The organism is Halalkalibacter alkaliphilus, from assembly GCF_023555415.1.
Classification (GTDB): domain Bacteria; phylum Bacillota; class Bacilli; order Bacillales; family Bacillaceae_D; genus Halalkalibacter; species Halalkalibacter alkaliphilus.
Map to the genome: position 1 here is coordinate 134379 of NZ_JAKRYL010000001.1, position 20435 is coordinate 154813.

Here is a 20435-nt window from a genome sequence, read left to right on the forward strand (position 1 = left end):
AACATTCAGTCCGTAACTTTCCTAAGCTTCTATCCACTTTCTTCTCCATTCAATCCGCTCATGCTCTTCTATTTGTTTCTCAAGCGTATCATCCCAGTGTTCAAGCCATGTGTTCCAAACGCGTGCATAGTAGATATCCTGTTCTTTGTTATATAGTTGAAATTCCAAACATGGAACGTGATTAACTGTCTGTTGCCCAAAACTTATTAATTCACTTACAACTGCTTGGAAGCCGTTTTCGTCCAACCCATTTTCCTGCTCGGAAAGTACATGAAAGATTCGATCTTTATCGTTAATGTCCTGGATCTCTGCATAACGATAAAGCTTCCAACCTTCAATTACTTCGGGTAAGGAGGAGTTAGACTCTGGAAAAAATTCATCATGAGTCGAACTGTAAAAAAGCTCTGCCCCCTCTTCTTCCAATTCTTCTTCCACGATGCCTGTCTTCAGTTGCTCTTGCCCTTTTGTTGTTAGCTTGTAAATGGATCTTTCGAGGCGAATCAAACCTGTTCGTTTCATTTTTTCCATCAGGTCTGCAATAAAGAGTTCCTCTACTAACAACATTTCCGACAAATTAGCAGCGCGCCGGATATCGGTCTGTTCTACCGCAAGAAGAATCATCTTCATGAGAATATCCATTTTTGAACGTTTTACCCGTTTAAATGTCACATCAACAGTTTCAACTGGCACATACCACATAGCAGACTCTTTGATTTGAACAGCTGGGTTTTCAAGCAAACTAGCTTGTAAACGTTTCATTACCTTATCCATGCAGGCTCACCTCTTCAAGCGTTCTCAGTCCATTTTGTTGTTTGACCGCGTTTAATACGTGACTATACATTTGTCTTGTTGCTGCTTGTCTTGCTTTTTCGGTAAACATTTTCGTACTGCCAATTAAAACGAGAAGCTCCCTTGCTCTAGATAGGGCGACATTCAGTCGGCGATAGTCTTTGGCAAAACCAATATCATCCTGTTTGTTATCGTGATTACGCACCATGCTTAACAAAATAACGTCCATTTCCATCCCTTGAAAACGGTCGACGGTCCCAGTTCGAATCGTCAAGTGGTCCAAGTGTAGCTCCTGATGAATTAGGCGGTCAATCCGTTTAACTTGTTCCCCGTAGAAACTAATGACACCAATGCTTTTTTTCTCACCTGGCTTCATTCTTCCAGCTTGCTTCGCCTCTGCCGTCGCTTGATCGAGTTCCTTTAACAACTCCTCAATTCTTTTCAATTCAGCCGAGTTAAAGAGGCTTTTTCCACCTTTCATTCTTTCTTCGAAAAAGGCGGGCTCGTTCGGGATATCGAGCCATAATAAATGATTGTCTCGGTGAATGAGTGCCGATTCTAGCAAGTGATCCCGCTGCGAATCGGAATCTGGCAAGCCGCATTGGAGTCGTTCGTTTTCCTGCTCATAAAATGGAGAAATAGTTTTCATGATATTTTCGTGCATGCGATACTGAATGGCAAGCATTGTTTTATTGCTTTTCGGCAAGTTTTTAAACAACCTCTCAAATAGCGATTCTTTTAACAGATTTTTCAATTCCACTTTCCCTTCAAAGTCATCACTTTCGTCCGCCATTTCTTGCAAAGTCTCTTCTAGCGTATCGTTTCCTAAAAGAGGTGGTAGTTGATGATGGTCCCCGACTAAGATGACTTTTTTCCCTTTTAGCATTGGCAAAAGAAGCTCTGGAGGTGTTGCTTTTGATACTTCATCAATAATTACGACATCAAAGACAGGGAAACTATCTATAAAGTCCTTCCGTGCAGATGCCACACAAGTTGTTCCAATAACGTTAGCATGCTTGACGTAAAGTTTACGAATTTCATCTAGATCGTGGTCATTTGCTTCTTCAAGCAAGGAAAGCCATTGTCCTTGAATGGACTGAAAAAGAGGAAGCTTTTGTTTTTCCTGTTTTAGTGACTCCCGTGTAAAAGTCAAGCTCGCCACTTGCTTTAAGACTTCTTCATGCTCTTTTTCCGGTTCGTTCTCAAGAATTTCATAAAAAGGAATTAGCTCTTCTTCCTTCTCTGCAATCAAGCCGTACAACCCTTCTAAACGAGTTTCAATTTGCGCAAAGTTCTGCTCCTCTTCTTGAAGTTGCAACGTTTCTTCTTCACTTTGTTGACGATTTGTATTAACCCGTTCCTTTACTTGTTCATACTGCTCTTTCTCTTTCTGAAGCTCTACTGCCTTCGCTTCTTTTTGTTGAAGCTGTTCATGAGCATTCGGAATCGGTTCTGCGGCCTCCATCATTTCTTTCAATCTATTTTGAAGCGGATGAAGTTCTGCGTTTTGCTCATCCACCTTCTGCTGCCACTTTTGATAGAACCTTTTGTTTTCTTCCTGTTTACTCTGAAGATGAATTAGCATTTCTTGCTTTAGCTGGCGAAAGGCTTCCTGCGCCATGTTTTTATACGTATCAAAAGGCTTTAGCCGTACAGCCTTTTTCCGCACAAAGTGTCTCCTGCTGTACAATCCTTCCAGTGCTGCTAGAAGCATTTGTGGATAGATGTTTGCGTTACCTTTTAGCCTACTTCTAAGTTCGTCTAAAAAATGATCAATTTCCACCGCGGTATATACAGCAGAACGATTTAGAGCACGCTGCTGAATTTGATCAAACGAAATTCGCTGCCCCTTTAATAGCCGTTCTATATAGGAAACCGCACCATTTAGTTTGTCATTGTATTCTTTTAATTTTTCGAGCTGTTTGATTTCTACCCGAATCTCTCTTAGTTCTTCCAAAAGCTTCTGAACTTTTTCCGGCCGTTCCAGGTTTTGTTCAAGTAAGATCCATTTTAAGCCGTCAACTTGTTTGACATCCGTTACTTTAGTGATTAACGCATCCATCGTTGCCGTTGCCCCCGCCCATGTTTCGCATTCAGCTTTAGCTTGCTCGACGGTTTGCGTTTTTTCAGTTACTTTATTTTCAAGTTCCTGACAGGCGATACTGTGCTGTAGTTGTTGAATTTCTGTTTGGATGGCATCGTACTCTTTTTGAATGGCATCACTGTTTGGTTCGTCACGTAGAAAAATGCCATCCTTTTTTATTTCTTCGTCCAACAAACGGAGAGAATGCTCAATCTCCAGCACGCGCTGCTGAGCTGATTGCTGCTCACGCTCGGCCGTTTGCACGTTCTTTCTATGCTCTTTGATACTAGCCTCAATTTCACTAACTTGTTCTTTCGCACTCTTTTTTGCTTCAATCTCCGCTTCCAAACGCGCGAGTTCTGGCTCTAGCTCCTCTAGCTTCTGTTCATTCTCCGTCCACTCTGCTTCAATTTCCGTTTCACGTTTTTGTCGTGCTTCAAATTGTGTGGAAACTTCTTTTAATGTATGGTCTTTCCAATACTGTCCTACATTTTCTTCAATGAACTTCTTACCTTCTTCTTCAATGCTTTCCGTGCGTCCAACTCGAAGAATGCGAATATCTTTATTTTCTAACAGTCGACCAAGAGCATTGTCAACCGCCAAATTGGACTGCGACGCGACTAGTGTGCGTAGCCCTGCTCGTGCATTTTGCAGGCAGATTTCAGATATAACCGTTGTTTTCCCGGTTCCAGGCGGCCCTTGAATGACGTACAAGTCTTCCGCAGAAATAGCGCCTGTAACGGCTTCCCGCTGAAACTCGTTTAATCGATTATGAAATTGAAGTGGTGGTAGCTTTTTTGGTTGCCGAACCGGCGGCTTATTTTCAAATAAAAGTTGCTCCAGCTCTCGGTTAGCAGCTAAGCCATTTTCTAAGTGCTTGAATCCTTGCCGGAGTCTTTTCACCTGACTTAACGTTGCAAAATTACTGAAAACCACTTCTTTTTGCTTGAGGTCAATCTGATTCTTTCTAGCCCGTTCTTCCATATTTTTGTTCAGTTCTACTTCCACCTTACGAGCAGAACGATTCGCTTTTAGTACTTTCCCAACATCCTGGTCCAGTCCTTTTAATTTAACGCTCAAATCTTTGAGTGATTTCCACTGCTTATCATCTAATTGACAACCAGTAATGGTCATCCGGGTAAAATCACCATTGAATGTAAGACCCGAATACTTACAATCCATATCTGGGATATCCGCCGAACGTTCCTGAATTTTCAGGTAGCCTTCCCAACTTGCAATACGTTTTTTCACGTACGTGGAACTTTCCTGCGCAACCGGCATTCCGTGAATCAAGCTTAGCAAATCAAACGAGATCGTACTCCCCCGCTGAACATTCAAATCAAATGTTAGGTCGGCTGACCGGCGCCAGTTTGTCTGCACAGAGGCACGAGCCGTTTTCGTCGTTACATTCGTTACAATAAAACGGTCCTTCTCAACGACACAATGCAGTATGACCACAAGCCCATCGTACAAATCGGCCATCCGTACATTTGCCTCATTATCTACGTACAAAGCTACTGAAAGAGGACGATCCTCCGTCTGCGGATATTTTTCTATATATATACGAAACGATTTCTCCAACGAAAAAAACGAACGCTCCTCGATCCCGAGCACTCGCATCTTATCCTTCGCTTTATTCGTTATGGTAATCGGACAACGATATGTCTTTATAAGTGTATTCATGCGTCCACCTACTTGCGATATTCAACACGCGAAAATGTTTAAATGGTTTTCGTCCAAAACTGAATTATAGCATATTGAACGACAGCTGCTCATTAAGATTGAGTTTTTTAGTAGAATTATATGTATGTAATTTTTGCAAGTTTGGAATGAATAATGAGCTTTATCAATTGAGTAGGCTTTAATTATGTTTACCAATAGTTTTTTCAGGAGTCCCTACAGCCTTATGAACGACTTTTCCTGTTTGATTGAGCATGGGTTTGGGCTTCATCCTCCTTATGATGAACTTTTTCTCTTTGGTTGAGCATGGGCTTGGGTTTCATCCTACTTATGATGAACTTTTTCTCTTTGTTTGAGCATGGGCTTGGGTTTCATCCTCCTTATGATGAACTTTTCCTCTTTGTTTTTGGTCCCTTTGCTTCTTCATTTTCTTTTATGAATGACTTTTCCTCTTTACTTTTACTCTAATACAGCTTTCATCCCCTCTATATTAAAAAAACACCCAAAATATTCAAGCTATTATGTATAATAGACTTGTTAGTATTAAAAAATAAAAGGATGTGGACGATTATGCCCTTATAAATCTCGCACTGAATCGAATGAATTACTTATTCTTAGATCCTTAAACAATAGGATGAATTTATCCGACAAAGATAAGCAGTACTACTTCTATCTTGAAAAGGGCTTTGATGGCGAAAAAGCATTTGATTTATTAACGGAAAATCTTCAGTGTGAATGCCTTATAGTAAATGATTTGCTACTTAAGCAAAATAATACTTTATTCCAAATTGACTCACTGATTATTACTCAAGAATCTGTTTACTTATTTGAAGTAAAAAATTATGAAGGTGATTATTATTACGATTCAGAAGGATTTTACAAGATCCCCAATTCTGAAATAACGAATCCCTTCAACCAACTGATTAGAAGTGAATCTTTGTTACGGCGATTATTTCAAAACCTTGGATTTAACCTCCCTATCCATGCGTCCGTCGTTTTCATCAACCCCCAATTCACATTATATCAAACACCTCTCAACATCCCATTTGTTTTTCCAACCCAAATAAATAGATATTTAAGTAAACTAAATACGACACCATCAAAGCTAAATCCCAAACACAAGTTGCTAGCAGATAAATTAATTTCCCTGCATATTACGGACTCTCCCTTTAAGATGCTACCAACTTATGATTATGACCTACTTCAAAAAGGAATTACTTGTGCCAAGTGCACCTCGTTCTCAATTGCGATCGAAGGAAGAAAATGTGTTTGTAAAGAATGTTGGCATGAAGAAGCATTTGCAGGCGCAGTACTGCGAAGTGCAAGAGAGTATAAACTTCTATTCCCTTATCGAAGAATTACAACAAACGAGATGTATAATTGGTGTATAGCTATAGACTCCAAAAGGAGAATTAGTAAAGTTCTACAGAGAAATTTAAAAAAGTTGGCGTTCGGCAATGGACTTATTATGAATAAGAAACTCTCTTAATAGTGATCTTTTTTGAAGCATAGTTCTATGACGAACCTTTCCTTCTTTCTTTTGATGTCTTTATGCCTTCATTACCTCTATGATGACCTTTTCTCGATTCTATTTCTGCATCTGGGTCTTCATCGTCTTTTTGATGACCTTTTCCCCTTTCTTTTGTAGCATTTATGTTTTCATTACCTCTATGACGTCCTTTTCACCCTTCTTTTTCCTGCAATTGGATCTTCATAGCTTTCCACTTTCTTTTGCAAAATTAGGTAATGCCAGACACTAATCGAATTCAACAGTGTCTGGCGATCCCTATTCTCTTAAACCAATCAACACCCTATGAAAACCACGAAAAACGCATGGATATCATCACGAATCCATGCGCACAGATCTTTACTGAACTAATATAGCCTCATCTAATAACTTCGTTTCATAAGATTAATGGAAAATAACATTATGAATGAAATCAGCATGATCAATAGGACCCAAAGCCATGCTAGTTGCATATTCCCCGATTCCATGGCAAGGTAAATAGCCGTTGGAATCGTTTGTGTTTTTCCAGGAATGTTACCTGCAAACATTAACGTGGCACCAAATTCTCCTAATGCTCGTGCAAAGCTTAATATCGTACCAGTCATTATTGCTCTTGAAGCTAGCGGCATCGTTACAAATAAGAAGACCTTTAATTCACTTGCGCCATCCACCCTTGATGCCTCTTCAATATTTTTATCGATTGTTTCAAATCCTGCTTTCGCTGACTGATACATAAGTGGAAAGGCAACGACCGTAGCTGCTATGACCGCAGCCCACCATGTAAAGATAATTGACTGATTAAACAGAAACTGGATCATGTCACCAATAAATGACTGTCTTCCAAAAATAACAATTAAAAGAAATCCAACAACAGACGGTGGAAGAACTAAAGGTAAAAGCAGCATCGTTTCCACGATTGATTTTCCTTTGAACGTCCTATTTGTCATGACTTTTGCCATAAGTAAACCAAAAATAAAGACGATTATGAGAGAGATAGAAGCAACTTTAATTGAAAGGATGACAGGTGACCAGAACGTATCATTCATCATCATTTTTGTAAATTTAGGAATCCATACTCCTCAAAGATTTGCAATGACTTCTCAGATTGTAGGTACTCATAAAAAATCATTGACTCGTTACGCTTCTCACTCTCATTTATGACGCCTAGTGGGTAGATTATAGGCTCATGAGTTCCTTCCTCGGCTTCTGTGACTATATTCACCTTCGAAGAGATCAATGCATCAGTATGATAGACAATTCCTGCATCAACATTCCCCGTTTCAACATAAGTTAACACTTGCCTCACATCTTTTGCAAAGACAATCTTATTTTCAATCTCATTCCACAAATCTACATTCTCTAGCATTTCTTTCGCATATTTTCCAGCAGGGACTGACTCAGGAGTGCCTATCGAAATCGTTTGAGCATTTTGCTTCAAATCATCAAACGATTGAATTTGCTCGTTATCGATTATTGTAACTAAAACGATTTGGTTACCGACCAAATCGACACCGTCTTCTTCGTTTATAAAACCTTGTTCAACCAGTTCTTCGAATTTATCCTCAGCCGCTGAGAAAAAAACGTCTACAGGTGCACCTTGTATAATTTGCTGTTGCAATGCACCAGAACTTCCAAAATTAAATGTTACGTTAATGTTTGGATACTCTTCTTCAAACGAAACTTTGATATCATTTAACACTTCAGTTAAGCTCGCAGCAGCTGAAACGATGATTTCTACATCTTCCCCTACTGCCTCATCTCGTTCACTACTGCCCTCTTCTTGAGAAGAACAGCCCATAACATTTAATAAAAGTATAAATAAAGATAATATCAAAAATGATTTTTTCAAATTTAACCCCGCCCACCACAAAAGATATATTTCATTATAACTAAATATAATATTAAATGGATAGATTTTATCTGTAATGTTCTCTAATAGTTCATTTAAAATAATTGAAAGAACTTACGAACTTAAAATGATAGTCATTCCCTCCATTTGGGATTGTTACCTTTATGAAAGACTTTTCCGATTGGCTTCGTCCTCAAAATGGCCTTCATTTCACTTATGATGCATTTATCAAAATCTTGTTGCTTTTAATTCGATCTTGCCCCCTCTATGAAGCACTTTTCCGCTGAAATTCGCCTCCATTCAGGACTTCATCCGCTCATTACAACCCTCACATATACACTATTTGTAAAAAGGCGTTATAATTTGATAGAGAGAATACAAAGAATCGGAGAACAGCTATTGACGGAGGACAAAAAAATGGATGAACGGGATTGGCTCATTTTAATGAAGCTTTATGAAAAGAAGAACATCACGAAAACGGCTCAAAGTCTATATATCTCACAACCGACATTAACGAAACGAATTCAACAAATCGAGAAAGGATACAATACTGCAATCATTAATCGCGGTACAAAAGGAGTTCATTTTACCCCTCAGGGTGAGTATTTGGCTAAATGTGCAGAGGAGATGCTTGAGCGTTTTCAAAGCATTAAAGAAACGGTCCTAAATATGGAGGAAGAGGTTAGCGGCACCTTGCGCTTAGGCGTCTCAAATTACATAGCGACACACAAGCTCCCACGCCTATTAGGCCAGTTTCAAGAACAATTCCCGAACGTGAGTTACAAGGTGACAACAGGATGGAGTCAAGAAGTGTTTCATCAAGTCTATCACCGCGATGTGCAAATTGGCATTGTACGTGGCGACTATCAATGGCCCGGACCAAAACTCCTGCTTTTTGAAGAAAACATTTGTATCGCTTCAAAGAACAAGATTGAGCTTCACAATTTACCCTCGCTACCGAGGATCGACTATAAAACGGACACCCTGCTTTTGCAAACCATAGATCAGTGGTGGAGTCGAACCTTTTCACAGCCCCCATTCATTGGGATGGAGGTCGATAAAGGGATTACCTGTAAAGAAATGGTGCTGAACGGGCTAGGCTACGGGATTCTTCCTAGTGCGCTCGTCGATGATCATCCCGACCTTTATAAAATTGACCTAACAGATGAACAAAGCAACCCATTAGTTAGAAAAACATGGATGTTCTATCACGAGGACTCTTTAAAGATGAAGGTAATGAAAGAATTTGTCCTATTTGTTGAACGATTGAATTTTTAGCCCTAATGACTACATCTTTTTGGAAAACACCGAAGCAATGAACGCTCGCTATATGCCCTTTAGAGGATTGGATCTCTCCTCTAAAGACACGCACATTTGTGAGTCAGTCCCTTGTTTTAACCGAAGCATTCCTTTTTTGCATAGCGCTTCATAGATAAATTGAATTTTACGAACGACTCATTCATTTATAAGCTATAAATAGAGGAGTGATCGTTCATGGACGTTTTAGCAGTGATTGTTGTTAATGTGATGTTGCCCATTTTCTCACTTATAGCGGTTGGTGCATTTCTTCACCGTAAATTTGCGTTTGATATGAAGACATTATCAAAATTAAATACGTACTTACTCATACCAGCGGTGTGCTTTGCGAATGTGTATCAAAGTGAAATGAAGGGCGATACTCTATTTCTCATTCTTAGTTTTCTCGTTATCCAAAATATTTGCCTGATGATCGTAAGTGCCGGAATGGCTAAAGCTGCGAGATTCGAGAATCGCTTAGCTTCTACCTTTAAAAACAGTGTTGTATTAAGCAATAATGGCAATTTTGGAATTCCAATTAGCCAACTTGTTTTTCAGCATAACCCACTAGGATTAACGGTACAAATCATAGTCATGATTTTCCAAAATCTCCTTACCTTCACATATGGTTTATTCAATGCTGTGTCTGCTGAGAAAAAAGGATTTCATGCGATTGGACTCTTTTTAAAAAATCCTGTTATTTATGCCTTTTTGCTAGCGGTTATCCTGCAAGCCTTTGCGATTACTATTCCAAACTATTTGTGGACACCGATTGAAAACATTGCAAATGCGTTTCTTGCTATCGCCCTTATTACACTTGGAGCGCAAAGTGCCTTTATTAAAATTTATCGCTTTTCAAAGCCTTTGATTTTGAGTTTAATAGGACGTCTTATCATATCGCCTTGTATTGGGCTCATCGTGATTCTCATGCTATATCTTGAAGGAACGATAGCACAAGCATTATTTATCGCAAGTGCTTTTCCTACTTCTAGAAACAGCTCAATCTTTGCATTAGAGTACGGCAATCACCCAGAGTACGCGGCACAAACCGTTTTAGTGTCCACTGTGTTTAGTATGGTCACGGTGACAAGTGTCGTTTATTTAGCGAAGATCTTTTTTCCATGATTGCTCTACTGTAACATTCTTTCAAGAGCAAAAGCAGAATAGAAAGGCAGGAGAACCCGCCTTTCCCTTAGATCATTTACTATTAATGATATCCTTTAGTTCTGCAGCAGTTTTGGCTTGTACCATTTGATCAACATTTGCTTGTTCGGAACAAATCACAGCAATACCTGAAAGGATCTCTAAGTGTGTATTATCTTTTCCGGCAATTCCGAAGATTAATTTTGTTGTTTCTCCGTTAAACTCCACCCCATTGGGTACCTGGACAACTGTAAAACCTGATTTGATGACTGCTTTCTTAGCTTCTTCTGTGCCATGTGGAATAGCTACATTATTACCCATATAAGTAGATGTGATCTCTTCACGTTCAATCATTGCATCTACATAGCTCTCCTCAACATAACCAGCTTTTACTAACGCTGTTCCAGCAAAGCGGATTGCTTCTTCTTTTGTTTTGAATTCTTTACCGATAAAGATATTTTCTTCTAGTAACAAATCATCATCTTCAGCCATATTAGGCTCTACGCCTACAGCATCTTTCTCAAATTCTTCAACAAGCTCTGCCTGTTCTTCTGTTACTCCATTTTGCAAGCTTGCAATTAACTTATCGTATTCAGGACTTGATAAAAAGTTATCAACTGAGATGTGATAGGCACTTGGCAGCTTGTTCTGTGCTCTAGGCGTCAATTCTTCCTGCGTAATAACAACTTGAGCATCAGCTGGTATATTACTTATCGCTGTATTTGTTACTGATACATCTAGGCCAGCTTCTTTCACTTTCTTTTTCAGAAGTGAAGCCCCCATCGCACTTGATCCCATTCCTGCGTCACAAGCAAAAACGATCTTGTTAACATCTTCAGGCAAAACACCTTTATTTCCTGTAGCTTTTCCAGTTACATTCCCTGCAACAGAACTCTTCTTACCTTTCATTTGCTCCATTTTCTTTGTAGCTTCGTTAATATCTTCTTCTGTTTGTTTGCCTGTTCTAAGCACGATAGCAGAAGTAATGAAGGAAACAACTGTCGCTGCGATCACGGCTGCGAAGTTGGCTACATACACCATTCCCTCTGGTGGAGTAACAGCAGTTATCGCTATAATACTACCCGGAGATGCTGGTGCAACTAGACCTCCGCCTAGAAGTACAAGAGTAAATACGCCACTCATTCCACCAAGGATAACAGAAATAATTAGCATTGGTTTCATCAACACATACGGAAAGTAAATCTCGTGAATACCACCAAGGAAATGAATAATTGCTGCTCCCGGGGCGGATTGTTTTGCCGTTCCTCTTCCAAACAATAAATATGCTAATAACACACCAAGACCCGGCCCTGGGTTTGCTTCAAGCAGGAAGAGAATCGAACGTCCAGCATATTGAACTTGTTCTAAACCGATTGGTGTCATAACACCATGGTTTATCGCGTTATTTAAAAACAAAATTTTAGCAGGTTCAATTAAAATACTCGTTAGAGGAAGTAATCCCGCAACCACTAACCAGTCAACACCAGCGACAAGTACTTGTGTAAATGATTGGACTAAAGGACCTATACCTAAGAATGCAAGAATCGCAATCATTCCACCAATAATACCAGCAGAGAAATTGTTAACAAGCATCTCAAATCCAGATCTAATTTTCCCATCGATTGCTTGGTCAAACTTCTTAATAATGTATGACGCAAGAGGTCCCATTACCATGGCACCTAAGAACATTGGAGTATCAGGTGCACCAACGATCACACCTATCGTAGCAATAGCACCTACAACCCCACCACGCTGATCATGAACCAATTTACCTCCTGTGTAACCAATTAATAGAGGTAATAAATAAGTAACCATAGGTCCAACTAATTGGGCGAGGTTTTCATTTGGAAAAAAACCAGTAGGAATGAATAATGCCGTAATCAATCCCCAGGCTATAAAAGCACCAATGTTAGGCAATACCATAGAACTTAGGAAGTTACCGAATTTCTGAACTGCAACTTTAATATTTGATTGAGCCATTCTTTTCTTCCTTTCAGTAAATTTATAAGATTTTTAACCAAATGATTATTATTGCCAATGAGATCTTTGTTATAGTAGATGACAAACCTATTGTTTCTCAATTTGCCACTGTTATACTTGAACAAAAATATAGGTAAACGCCCATAAAATCGCGGGATTCTTTATGAAAGACTTTTTCTAATTAGCGTCGGTCTTAAATGGTCTTCATCCTCTTCATGATGCACTTTTCCTATTCGATTCGCTATCGATTCAGGCTTCATCCTCTACATGATACACTCTTCCGTTTCAATTCGGTTCCCATTCGGGCTTCATACTCTGATGAAGCACTCTCCCTTTTCACTTCACTTTCAACACTAAAACTAATTACCAATTAATGGGTGAGAGAAATAAGGGGATCGAACAGTCCTTCTATTTCCATGGCTAACCTAACAACAAACGAGGGTGTTTATACAACAAAAAACGCATGAGATTTTCAATTACGAAAATTCATGCGTCATGTGTTATGAAAGGACTTCTTGTTCCTTTTTTTCTAATTCCTTACCTAGTAGAGAAAGTCTATCTTTTACTTGCTCCTCAGACAAATTGTGCTCTTCAACGTAGCGATTTCTTGGGTGCACTCGACACTCATGCGTGCAGCCGCGTAGGTAAATATGTTCATTCTCTTCTGTGCATATGATCTTTTTATTACATTCAGGATTACCGCAGTTTACATATCGTTCACACGGTTCCCCTGTAAAGTGATCTTTTCCAACGATGACGTGTTCGGTTTGATTAACAGGGACACTTATACGCTCATCAAATACATAACACTGTCCATCCCACAATTTCCCCTGAACTTCAGGGTCTTTTCCGTACGTAACAATCCCTCCGTGTAATTGAGAGACATCCTCAAAGCCTTCTTTCACTAACCATCCAGAAAACTTTTCACAGCGAATACCGCCGGTACAATAAGTTAAAATCTTTTTCCCCTCGAACTTATCTCTATTTTCTTTAATCCAATCAGGAAGTTCGCGGAAGTTCGTTATTTCTGGTTTAATCGCTCCACGGAAATGTCCTAGATCATATTCGTAATCATTTCTAGCATCAATGACGATTGTTTTTGGATCTTGCATAGCTTCATAGAATTCTGAAGGCTTTAAATATTTTCCTGTTGTTTCAAGCGGATTAACGTCATCCTCTAATCGCAGTGTAACAAGCTCTTCACGATATCTAACGTGCATCTTTTTAAACGCATGCAATTCAGCTTCATCCACTTTAAACACCATATCAGCAAAACGTGAATCAGCCTTCATTGTTTGCATATATTTTTCAGTTTGTTCAATCGTGCCTGACACCGTTCCGTTTATACCTTCTGCTGCAACGAGAATTCTACCTTTTAGACCCAAATCATTACAGAAGTTTAAATGATCTGATGCGAACGCCTCTGGATCTGCAATTGGTACATACATGTAATACAATAACACTCTATATGAATGGTTCATTTTATTCTCACCTATGCTTTCTATATTTACTACCTTTCTATAATCCCTTTCCCAGGAAGGGTACAATATGAAAAGAATAGTTGCTAAAACAACTATTCGCCATAAAATATTCGTCTGTGAGTTACGCCAAGAAACTTTTTATACATAAAAGTATAAAAAACACTTCTTAATTACATCATATATCCGTGAAAAAAGCAAATAAATTTACAATTGATTGTGAGGTAATAAAAAAAAGAACCCCCTTTATTGCTTGGCCTAATAAGACGCCTTTGTATTTGATCTGAAAGAAAGGAGCTCTTTTAACATTTCATTTCTTTATCCATCTTTGCAATTGAAATGACAATAAATGAGCTATCATTCTAATTGGAAACAAACCAAGCCAATAGCTCCCTTTCACTTTTAAGCGATCCATTTTTAAAAGAACCCTGTCAACAATAACAATTATGAATAGAGGCAATACTTTCAACCATTTCTTCTTCCGCTCTAATATAAACGTTGTAATGACTGTCTCAATCACAAGATACACCTTAGTAAAAGAATAGTGTTCATACCAAGGCTGTGTTGTCCGGGAAGTCGGTGTAAATCTAAACAATCCAAATAACGAAGCTGAAAATAATAAGCTCATATAAGTGAGGTGAATGGAATGGTACAAAGTCAAGTTCGAGAACAACTTCTTACTTTTTTTAATCCCCTTATAACAAACATCACTTACAAAAAAATAGGTACATATAGAAATTGCCGTAAAAGAAGTATGCCACCAGTTATTTTTGAAAATCTTTACTTTTAAAAATAACCTTTCAATGAATACAAAATAGAATGTAAACAATATTTTCATTTTCCAACCCAATTGAAAAGCTGATATGAATATGGCTGCAGAAGGAACAAATAAAGCTTGAGATAACACGGATCCAAATGAGTTATCTTTTTCTTTTGTTCTAAGTATCCCTGTTCTATATCTATAAGCTTTTAAGATATAAAGAGGATATTCAAAGTGAAAAGCGAATCCAACGATCAATAATAATGTAAGAAAAATCGTTTTCCTGTCTTTCCTTTTAGTAAGAGTCATACTCAAAAGAAGGATATGAATGATAATTAGACCTATATAATACGATTTGTTTTTGGCATCTCTCTTTTTATTCACATTGTTCTCCTTAAGTTGATTTTCCTGTTTTAGTTTTCAACTTAGAAGAGAAAAAATACGTCCTGCTTTTGAGCTGTTATTAACTCTATCCGGTCCATTACCATTACCATCACATTACATTTTCACCTTCACAAACTTCCGCTTCCCAACTTGTACGACTAATCCATCAGTAAGAGATACACGTAATCCTGTATCTTATTTTTTTCTCCATTTATAACTAGGCATTGGTCTTACCTTCTCCAATGCTTATTACTTTTTAATTACATTCCTTATAAACCTCACGAGCTATTGATTCCAAAATATAAACAACCGGTACTTGTGTCGTTATATCCGAATACTTAAATTGTGGTTCTGTTACAATACCAAGCGAATTTTCAAAACGCTCTTCCGTTACATAATACGGAATATTTATATCAGATATTTTAGAAATCGTTGAGTGTTTGCTATTTGTGATACTAATGACTTCAATTCCCTGCCCTTTTAGTTGGTTAATATGCGAAATGATGGCAGGGGTTTCTCCTGATACAGATAAAGCAAGTACGACACTATCGGAAAGAAGTTTAGCATGAATGGGAAAGTATGGATCTTTGATGTACATGGAGAATTTTCCTATGCTTGAAAAATATCTAGCCCCATATTCAGCCATAATGCCTGAGCTTCCTGTCCCAATAAAGATGACATTATTCGCTCTTGCTAGTAAATAGGCTGCCTTCATTATCTGCTCTTCTAAATTGCCCTGTGAGATTCTCTCGAAAAAATCCATTAGAGAATGTTCAATGTTTTTAATCGTTGTCTTTTTATTCTCTTTCAAATGTAACTTCAGTTTAGTTTTAAACTCTGAAAAACCGTCACAATTCATCTTCCGGCAAAAACGCAAAATGGTCGAAGTCGACACATGAGTTTCATCTGCTAGTTCACGAATTCGCATATACGCCACTTTATCTTCATTTTTCATAATATAGTTATACAAGGATGTTTCTAATTCATTTAATGAAGCAATCATTTCAGCTGTAAACATGTGTGTCCCACCTCCAAGTTCAACTAGATAGTACCCTCTTTTTAGTCATATTACTATATCTAAACAATAAAACATAGTGTTACATAGATGAAACAAGTTCCTTTCCTTGTTAAAAAACTCTAGATGTTCTACATATATTTACTCCCTTCCATTGTCTAGATAGAATCAACTTATAAAGTTTATTAAACAAATCCTTACGGAGGTGCAGTAAAATGACAAAAGGAATTAAAATTGTAACGATTGGCGGAGGATCAAGTTATACACCTGAGTTAGTAGAAGGTTTTATTAAACGATATGATGAATTACCGGTAAGAGAATTATGGTTAGTCGATATAGAAGAAGGAAAAGAGAAACTAGAAATTGTCGGAAACTTAGCAAAACGAATGATTCAAAAAGCTGGTCTACCAATCGACGTGCATTTAACTCTCGATCGAAAAACAGCTTTAAAGGATGCTGACTTTGTTACAACTCAATTTCGAGTAGGATTGTTAGATGCTCGTTCGAAAGATGAAAGAATTCCTTTAAAATATGGAGTCCTTGGACAAGAAACGAATGGCCCAGGTGGATTATTCAAAGGTCTACGCACGATACCTGTTATATTAGATATTTGTAAAGATATAGAAGAGCTATGTCCTAATGCATGGTTAATTAACTTTACAAACCCTGCTGGTATGGTTGTTGAGGCCGTATTACGTTATTCGAATATCAAAAAAGTGGTAGGTCTATGTAATGTTCCAATTGGAATCGAAATGGGCGTGGCAAAATTATTAGATGTAGATCACTCCCGAATTCGAATTGACTTTGCCGGACTAAATCATATGGTATACGGCTTAGATGTCTACGTTGATGGAATCAGTGTAAAAGATAAGGTCATAGATCTATTAACAGATCCAGCCAACAGCAGCTTTGTGAAAAACATTGACGGATTAGGTTGGGAACCCGAATTTATTCGCTCTTTAAATGTTCTAACTTGTCCATATCATATGTATTACTACAAAAAAGATCAAATGCTCGAGAAGGAACTAAAAAACTACGAAACCGGAGAAACACGTGCTGAAGTTGTACAAAAGCTGGAAAAAGAACTATTTGAGCTTTATAAAAATCCGGATCTAGCTATTAAACCACCACAGCTCGAGGAACGTGGTGGAGCTTATTATAGTGACGCAGCCGTTCGATTAATTTCTTCCATCTATAATGATAAGCGCGATATTCAACCAGTTAATACACAAAATAATGGGGCAATCACTGGTATTCCTTCCGACTCGGCCGTAGAAGTGAGTTGTATGATTACAAAAGATGGTCCAAAACCAATTGTCGTAGGAGAATTACCCGTACAAGTTCAAGGTTTAGTACAACAAATTAAATCATTTGAGAGAGTAGCAGCAGAAGCTGCCGTTACAGGAGATTACGAAAAAGCCATTCTTGCTTTAACGATCAATCCCCTAACTCCGTCTGATTCAATTGCCAAGGAAATTATCAATGAGATGTTAGAAGCTCATAAAGAACATTTACCTCAGTTTTTTCAAAAAGTAGAAGCATAAGCAATCACCTGCATGCTTATCATGAAAGACCTAGCCATATGTGTACACTAGATCAACATGGGACATTTCGCCACTTCTTAAAGAAGTGGCGAAATGTCCCTGTACCCGCGACTATGCATTTTTCCATACACTTGCATATTTCTTTTGGTATTTACTATCTTCTTCTTTAGTTATTAAATCTAGGGCTTTTTGTTTGATCTCTTCTTTCTTTACTTCATCATATAAGTTTCTAAGACCTTGGATCATATCATATCGAATCAACGTATAATTCTTTTCCTCTACACACTCGTTAAAACGAGTAGTAAAGTGATTCAATACCAATTCTAATTGTTCATCCCCAGCTAATCCTATTCTCCAGATCGATTGCAAGCTATGTCTTGCAGTGACAAACTTAGGATCTCTTGTCACTCCCCATATGGCTGGAAAATCCGTAAGCATTCGTTTTTCTGGATCACTTATCGCCAAATAAGAAAGAAATTGTGCTGCTCGAGATCTTTTATGATGGTCACGATCGGTTAGATCTTGTACTAGTTGACCCCAAACTTCATATGCCCAGTTCACTTCTTTTTCTGTTAAAGTTAATATATTCTTGTATGCCTCATATTGAGTTTCTTTGTCTGTTGATTCTAAATCGGCAAAATACCTTTGAACTTGTTCTTCCATCTGATCAACTCCTATGTATACTCTGTTATTAGATCAGTTGCACGTTACCATAAGTGAATCCCTTCACATTTTTTGTAAAAACTTTCTAAATACTAAAAAGAAAACTTTAATACATTTATGATGAACGTTTTCTCCTGCATTTCTGTATTGTTTCGTAATTCATCAGCTTTATGAAAGACTTTTCGCTTGCTTTTCCACCTTATTTTGTATTTCATTAGTATTATAGCTTGCTCAACTAACTTTCGATTCTTCAAAAAATTAAACAAGACTTCCCTCTATATTAAAGGATTTCTGCCTGCTTTGTTTAACAGGTAGTAAAATATTGAGATTGAGATTGAGATTGACCTCGACACCATCACTTTATAAAATAAAAATATACTAAAAAATGGAGATTTTTGTTTGTTGAACTTATGTTTAGAACTTAGTGCGTAAACGCTTCTTAATGACTAGTACATTTTGAGGTGCTTGATGACGTATTCATGGCTCTAGAATTAACTGATCATTCTCTTAAAAATGTGCATGGTATCGTTCAGTATGCAAAAGCTTTTTCCGAGTAATGTGCTTGCTAAATACTGAAATTTAAAGATGCTCTTATTCAGTTCCAATAAAAAACAGATGAGAAAATGGAGCAAAATAAAATGGTTTTATTTTAATTATTTTAACTGTAAGATAATTTATTAGAGAGTTGCCAGGGGAGGCCGTATGACTTTTTTAATTATATTAGTTGCAATTGTGTGTATCGCAGCTCTAGTCATTACATTATCACTGACAAGAGCTGAAGACTCCAACTATAGCAGTAATCGAAGTATCAATAATCAATTAATCATGTATCTTGCACTTATTCCCATTATCGCTGTGATTTTAGTGCTGGCGTGGGTGTTAGTTATGTAATACGTACAAAACGCAAAGAGCTGGTGAGAAATTCCGCCTGCTCTTTGCATCTATCAACCCTAAAGACTTCTTAATATCTTCGCTGGATTTCCAGCTACAACCACATTAGCAGGGACATCCTTGGTAACAACAGAACCAGCAGCAACCACTGAATTCTCACCAATATCAACCCCAGCTAATATGACACAACTTCCCCCAATCCAGACATCGTTACCGATTTTAATAGGTATAGCAAATCCACTATTATTCCTTCCTGTAGATTCAAGTGAATGACCAGCAGTATAGATTCCACCGTTAGGACCTAACATACAGTTGTCACCAATTCTTACCTCAGCCATATCTAAAATCGTACAGTTATAGCCAGCGTAAAAGTCATTACCAACATGAATGTTGTAGCCTAAGTCGCAATGAAAATTATGCTCAATACTTGGGTTGTTGCCTACACTCCCAAACAAGTTTCTAATAATCTCTTCTCTCTTTCCATCTTCCTCAACTTCAACATGATTAAATTCTTTAATAAGTTTGTGCGCGCGAATGTTCTTCTTTTTTAGATCCTCTGTTCCTCGTTCATAATAGATTTTTTCTTTCCTATTACCTCCCATAGCTTCTCCCCCTACTATAGTTTATTTTCTTGTTGAGCTAAGTTGCTCCCTTAGCAGAATAATGAAAGAACGTTGTTGTGACTTATTGAGACAGGCGCACCCTTTAGTACATTAGCTTATATTTCAATCTTTTTAATTACTTTGGCTGGATTACCACCTACTACTACATTATCTGGTACATCTTTAATAACTACTGCACCTGATGCGATAACAACATTATCTCCTACTGTTACTCCTGGATTTATGACTGCACTTCCGCCAATCCATACATTGTTTCCAAAAGTAATCGGTTTTGCGTATTCTTTACCTGAATTACGTTCAGTTGGGTTAATAGGATGTGTCGCTGTGTAAATTTGTACTCCAGGTGCGAGCATACAATTATCCCCAAACCGCACTTCGCAAACATCTAAGATCGTACAGTCAAAGTTCGCAAAGAAATTTTCGCCTACATATGTGTTATAGCCATAGTCAAATCTAATGTTTGGCTCCATGTACACGCTTTCTCCAGTTGAGCCAAGTAATTCCTTTAATAATTTAGTCCGTTTCTCTCCTTCAGTTTCCAATGTTTGATTATAGATTCTAACTTTTCTTCTTGCTTCCTCACGTTCTTTTAGTAATACTGGGTCAGCAGGGTTGTACATTTCTCCAGCTAACATTTTTGCTTTTTCCGTTCTCATTATAAAGTCTCCCATCTCGGTTAGTTAAACTTTACTTTAATAATAACATTTGAATGATCGTTTTCATTACACCACGCACTCGTACTCAACCTTA

The 20435-nt window shown here is 37.9% G+C and carries 15 protein-coding genes; 4 read left to right on the top strand and 11 right to left on the bottom strand.

Going from position 1 to position 20435, the window contains the following annotated elements:
- Nucleotides 1–21 precede the first annotated feature (21 nt).
- Both MF646_RS00600 and MF646_RS00605 read right to left on the bottom strand, forming a co-directional pair.
- Nucleotides 22–771 carry a hypothetical protein gene (locus MF646_RS00600; RefSeq protein ID WP_250094547.1) on the bottom strand — a complete coding sequence of 250 codons (750 nt, stop codon included), beginning with the start codon at nucleotides 769–771 and terminating at the stop codon, nucleotides 22–24.
- Nucleotides 764–4555: a DEAD/DEAH box helicase gene (locus MF646_RS00605; RefSeq protein ID WP_250094548.1), complete on the bottom strand. Its 3792-nt coding sequence runs from the start codon at nucleotides 4553–4555 to the stop codon at nucleotides 764–766. The genes MF646_RS00600 and MF646_RS00605 overlap by 8 nt, the downstream gene beginning before the upstream one ends.
- Before the next feature lie 631 nt (nucleotides 4556–5186).
- Here MF646_RS00605 and MF646_RS00610 point away from each other — a divergent pair.
- A complete protein-coding gene (locus tag MF646_RS00610; protein WP_338035459.1) occupies nucleotides 5187–6041 on the top strand; it encodes a nuclease-related domain-containing protein in 855 nt (284 codons plus the stop codon).
- A 401-nt stretch (nucleotides 6042–6442) separates the two neighbouring features.
- On the opposite strand, the gene modB is transcribed toward MF646_RS00610, so the two are convergent.
- The gene (gene modB / locus MF646_RS00615) at nucleotides 6443–7105 is read right to left on the bottom strand and encodes a molybdate ABC transporter permease subunit (protein ID WP_250094549.1); all 663 of its coding nucleotides are present in this window, start codon (nucleotides 7103–7105) and stop codon (nucleotides 6443–6445) included.
- A 2-nt stretch (nucleotides 7106–7107) separates the two neighbouring features.
- Complete coding sequence (modA, locus tag MF646_RS00620; RefSeq protein WP_250094718.1) at nucleotides 7108–7857, bottom strand: molybdate ABC transporter substrate-binding protein; 750 nt, start codon at nucleotides 7855–7857, stop codon at nucleotides 7108–7110.
- Between the two features lie 468 nt (nucleotides 7858–8325).
- Between modA and MF646_RS00625 the strand changes: the two genes are divergently transcribed.
- Both MF646_RS00625 and MF646_RS00630 read left to right on the top strand, forming a co-directional pair.
- Entirely contained in the window at nucleotides 8326–9186 is an 861-nt protein-coding gene (locus tag MF646_RS00625) for a LysR family transcriptional regulator (protein WP_250094550.1), read from the top strand.
- Nucleotides 9187–9402: 216 nt separating this feature from the next.
- Nucleotides 9403–10329, top strand: coding sequence for an AEC family transporter (locus MF646_RS00630; protein ID WP_250094551.1), 927 nt, complete (start codon nucleotides 9403–9405; stop codon nucleotides 10327–10329).
- Between the two features lie 72 nt (nucleotides 10330–10401).
- Here MF646_RS00630 and MF646_RS00635 read toward each other — a convergent pair whose 3' ends face one another.
- The 4 genes from MF646_RS00635 to MF646_RS00650 all read right to left on the bottom strand — a co-directional run bounded on the left by MF646_RS00635 (nucleotide 10402) and on the right by MF646_RS00650 (nucleotide 15967).
- The gene (locus tag MF646_RS00635; protein ID WP_250094552.1) at nucleotides 10402–12327 is read right to left on the bottom strand and encodes a PTS mannitol transporter subunit IICBA; all 1926 of its coding nucleotides are present in this window, start codon (nucleotides 12325–12327) and stop codon (nucleotides 10402–10404) included.
- Between the two features lie 500 nt (nucleotides 12328–12827).
- Nucleotides 12828–13808: an oxygen-dependent tRNA uridine(34) hydroxylase TrhO gene (gene trhO, locus MF646_RS00640; protein ID WP_250094553.1), complete on the bottom strand. Its 981-nt coding sequence runs from the start codon at nucleotides 13806–13808 to the stop codon at nucleotides 12828–12830.
- Between the two features lie 307 nt (nucleotides 13809–14115).
- The gene (locus MF646_RS00645) at nucleotides 14116–14949 is read right to left on the bottom strand and encodes a hypothetical protein (protein ID WP_250094554.1); all 834 of its coding nucleotides are present in this window, start codon (nucleotides 14947–14949) and stop codon (nucleotides 14116–14118) included.
- A 256-nt stretch (nucleotides 14950–15205) separates the two neighbouring features.
- Complete coding sequence (locus tag MF646_RS00650) at nucleotides 15206–15967, bottom strand: MurR/RpiR family transcriptional regulator (protein ID WP_250094555.1); 762 nt, start codon at nucleotides 15965–15967, stop codon at nucleotides 15206–15208.
- Nucleotides 15968–16179: 212 nt separating this feature from the next.
- On the opposite strand from MF646_RS00650, the gene MF646_RS00655 reads away from it, so the two are divergent.
- Nucleotides 16180–17508 (top strand): 6-phospho-beta-glucosidase, encoded by a 1329-nt coding sequence (locus tag MF646_RS00655; protein ID WP_250094556.1) that lies wholly within the window; start codon nucleotides 16180–16182, stop codon nucleotides 17506–17508.
- A gap of 111 nt (nucleotides 17509–17619) precedes the next feature.
- On the opposite strand, the gene MF646_RS00660 is transcribed toward MF646_RS00655, so the two are convergent.
- From MF646_RS00660 to MF646_RS00675, 3 genes are all read right to left on the bottom strand, one after another.
- Nucleotides 17620–18171, bottom strand: a complete 552-nt coding sequence (locus MF646_RS00660) for a hypothetical protein (protein ID WP_250094557.1) — start codon at nucleotides 18169–18171, stop codon at nucleotides 17620–17622.
- Nucleotides 18172–19121: 950 nt separating this feature from the next.
- Nucleotides 19122–19664 carry a sugar O-acetyltransferase gene (locus tag MF646_RS00670; RefSeq protein WP_250094558.1) on the bottom strand — a complete coding sequence of 181 codons (543 nt, stop codon included), beginning with the start codon at nucleotides 19662–19664 and terminating at the stop codon, nucleotides 19122–19124.
- Nucleotides 19665–19780: 116 nt separating this feature from the next.
- Complete coding sequence (locus MF646_RS00675) at nucleotides 19781–20341, bottom strand: sugar O-acetyltransferase (RefSeq protein WP_250094559.1); 561 nt, start codon at nucleotides 20339–20341, stop codon at nucleotides 19781–19783.
- Nucleotides 20342–20435 lie beyond the last annotated feature (94 nt).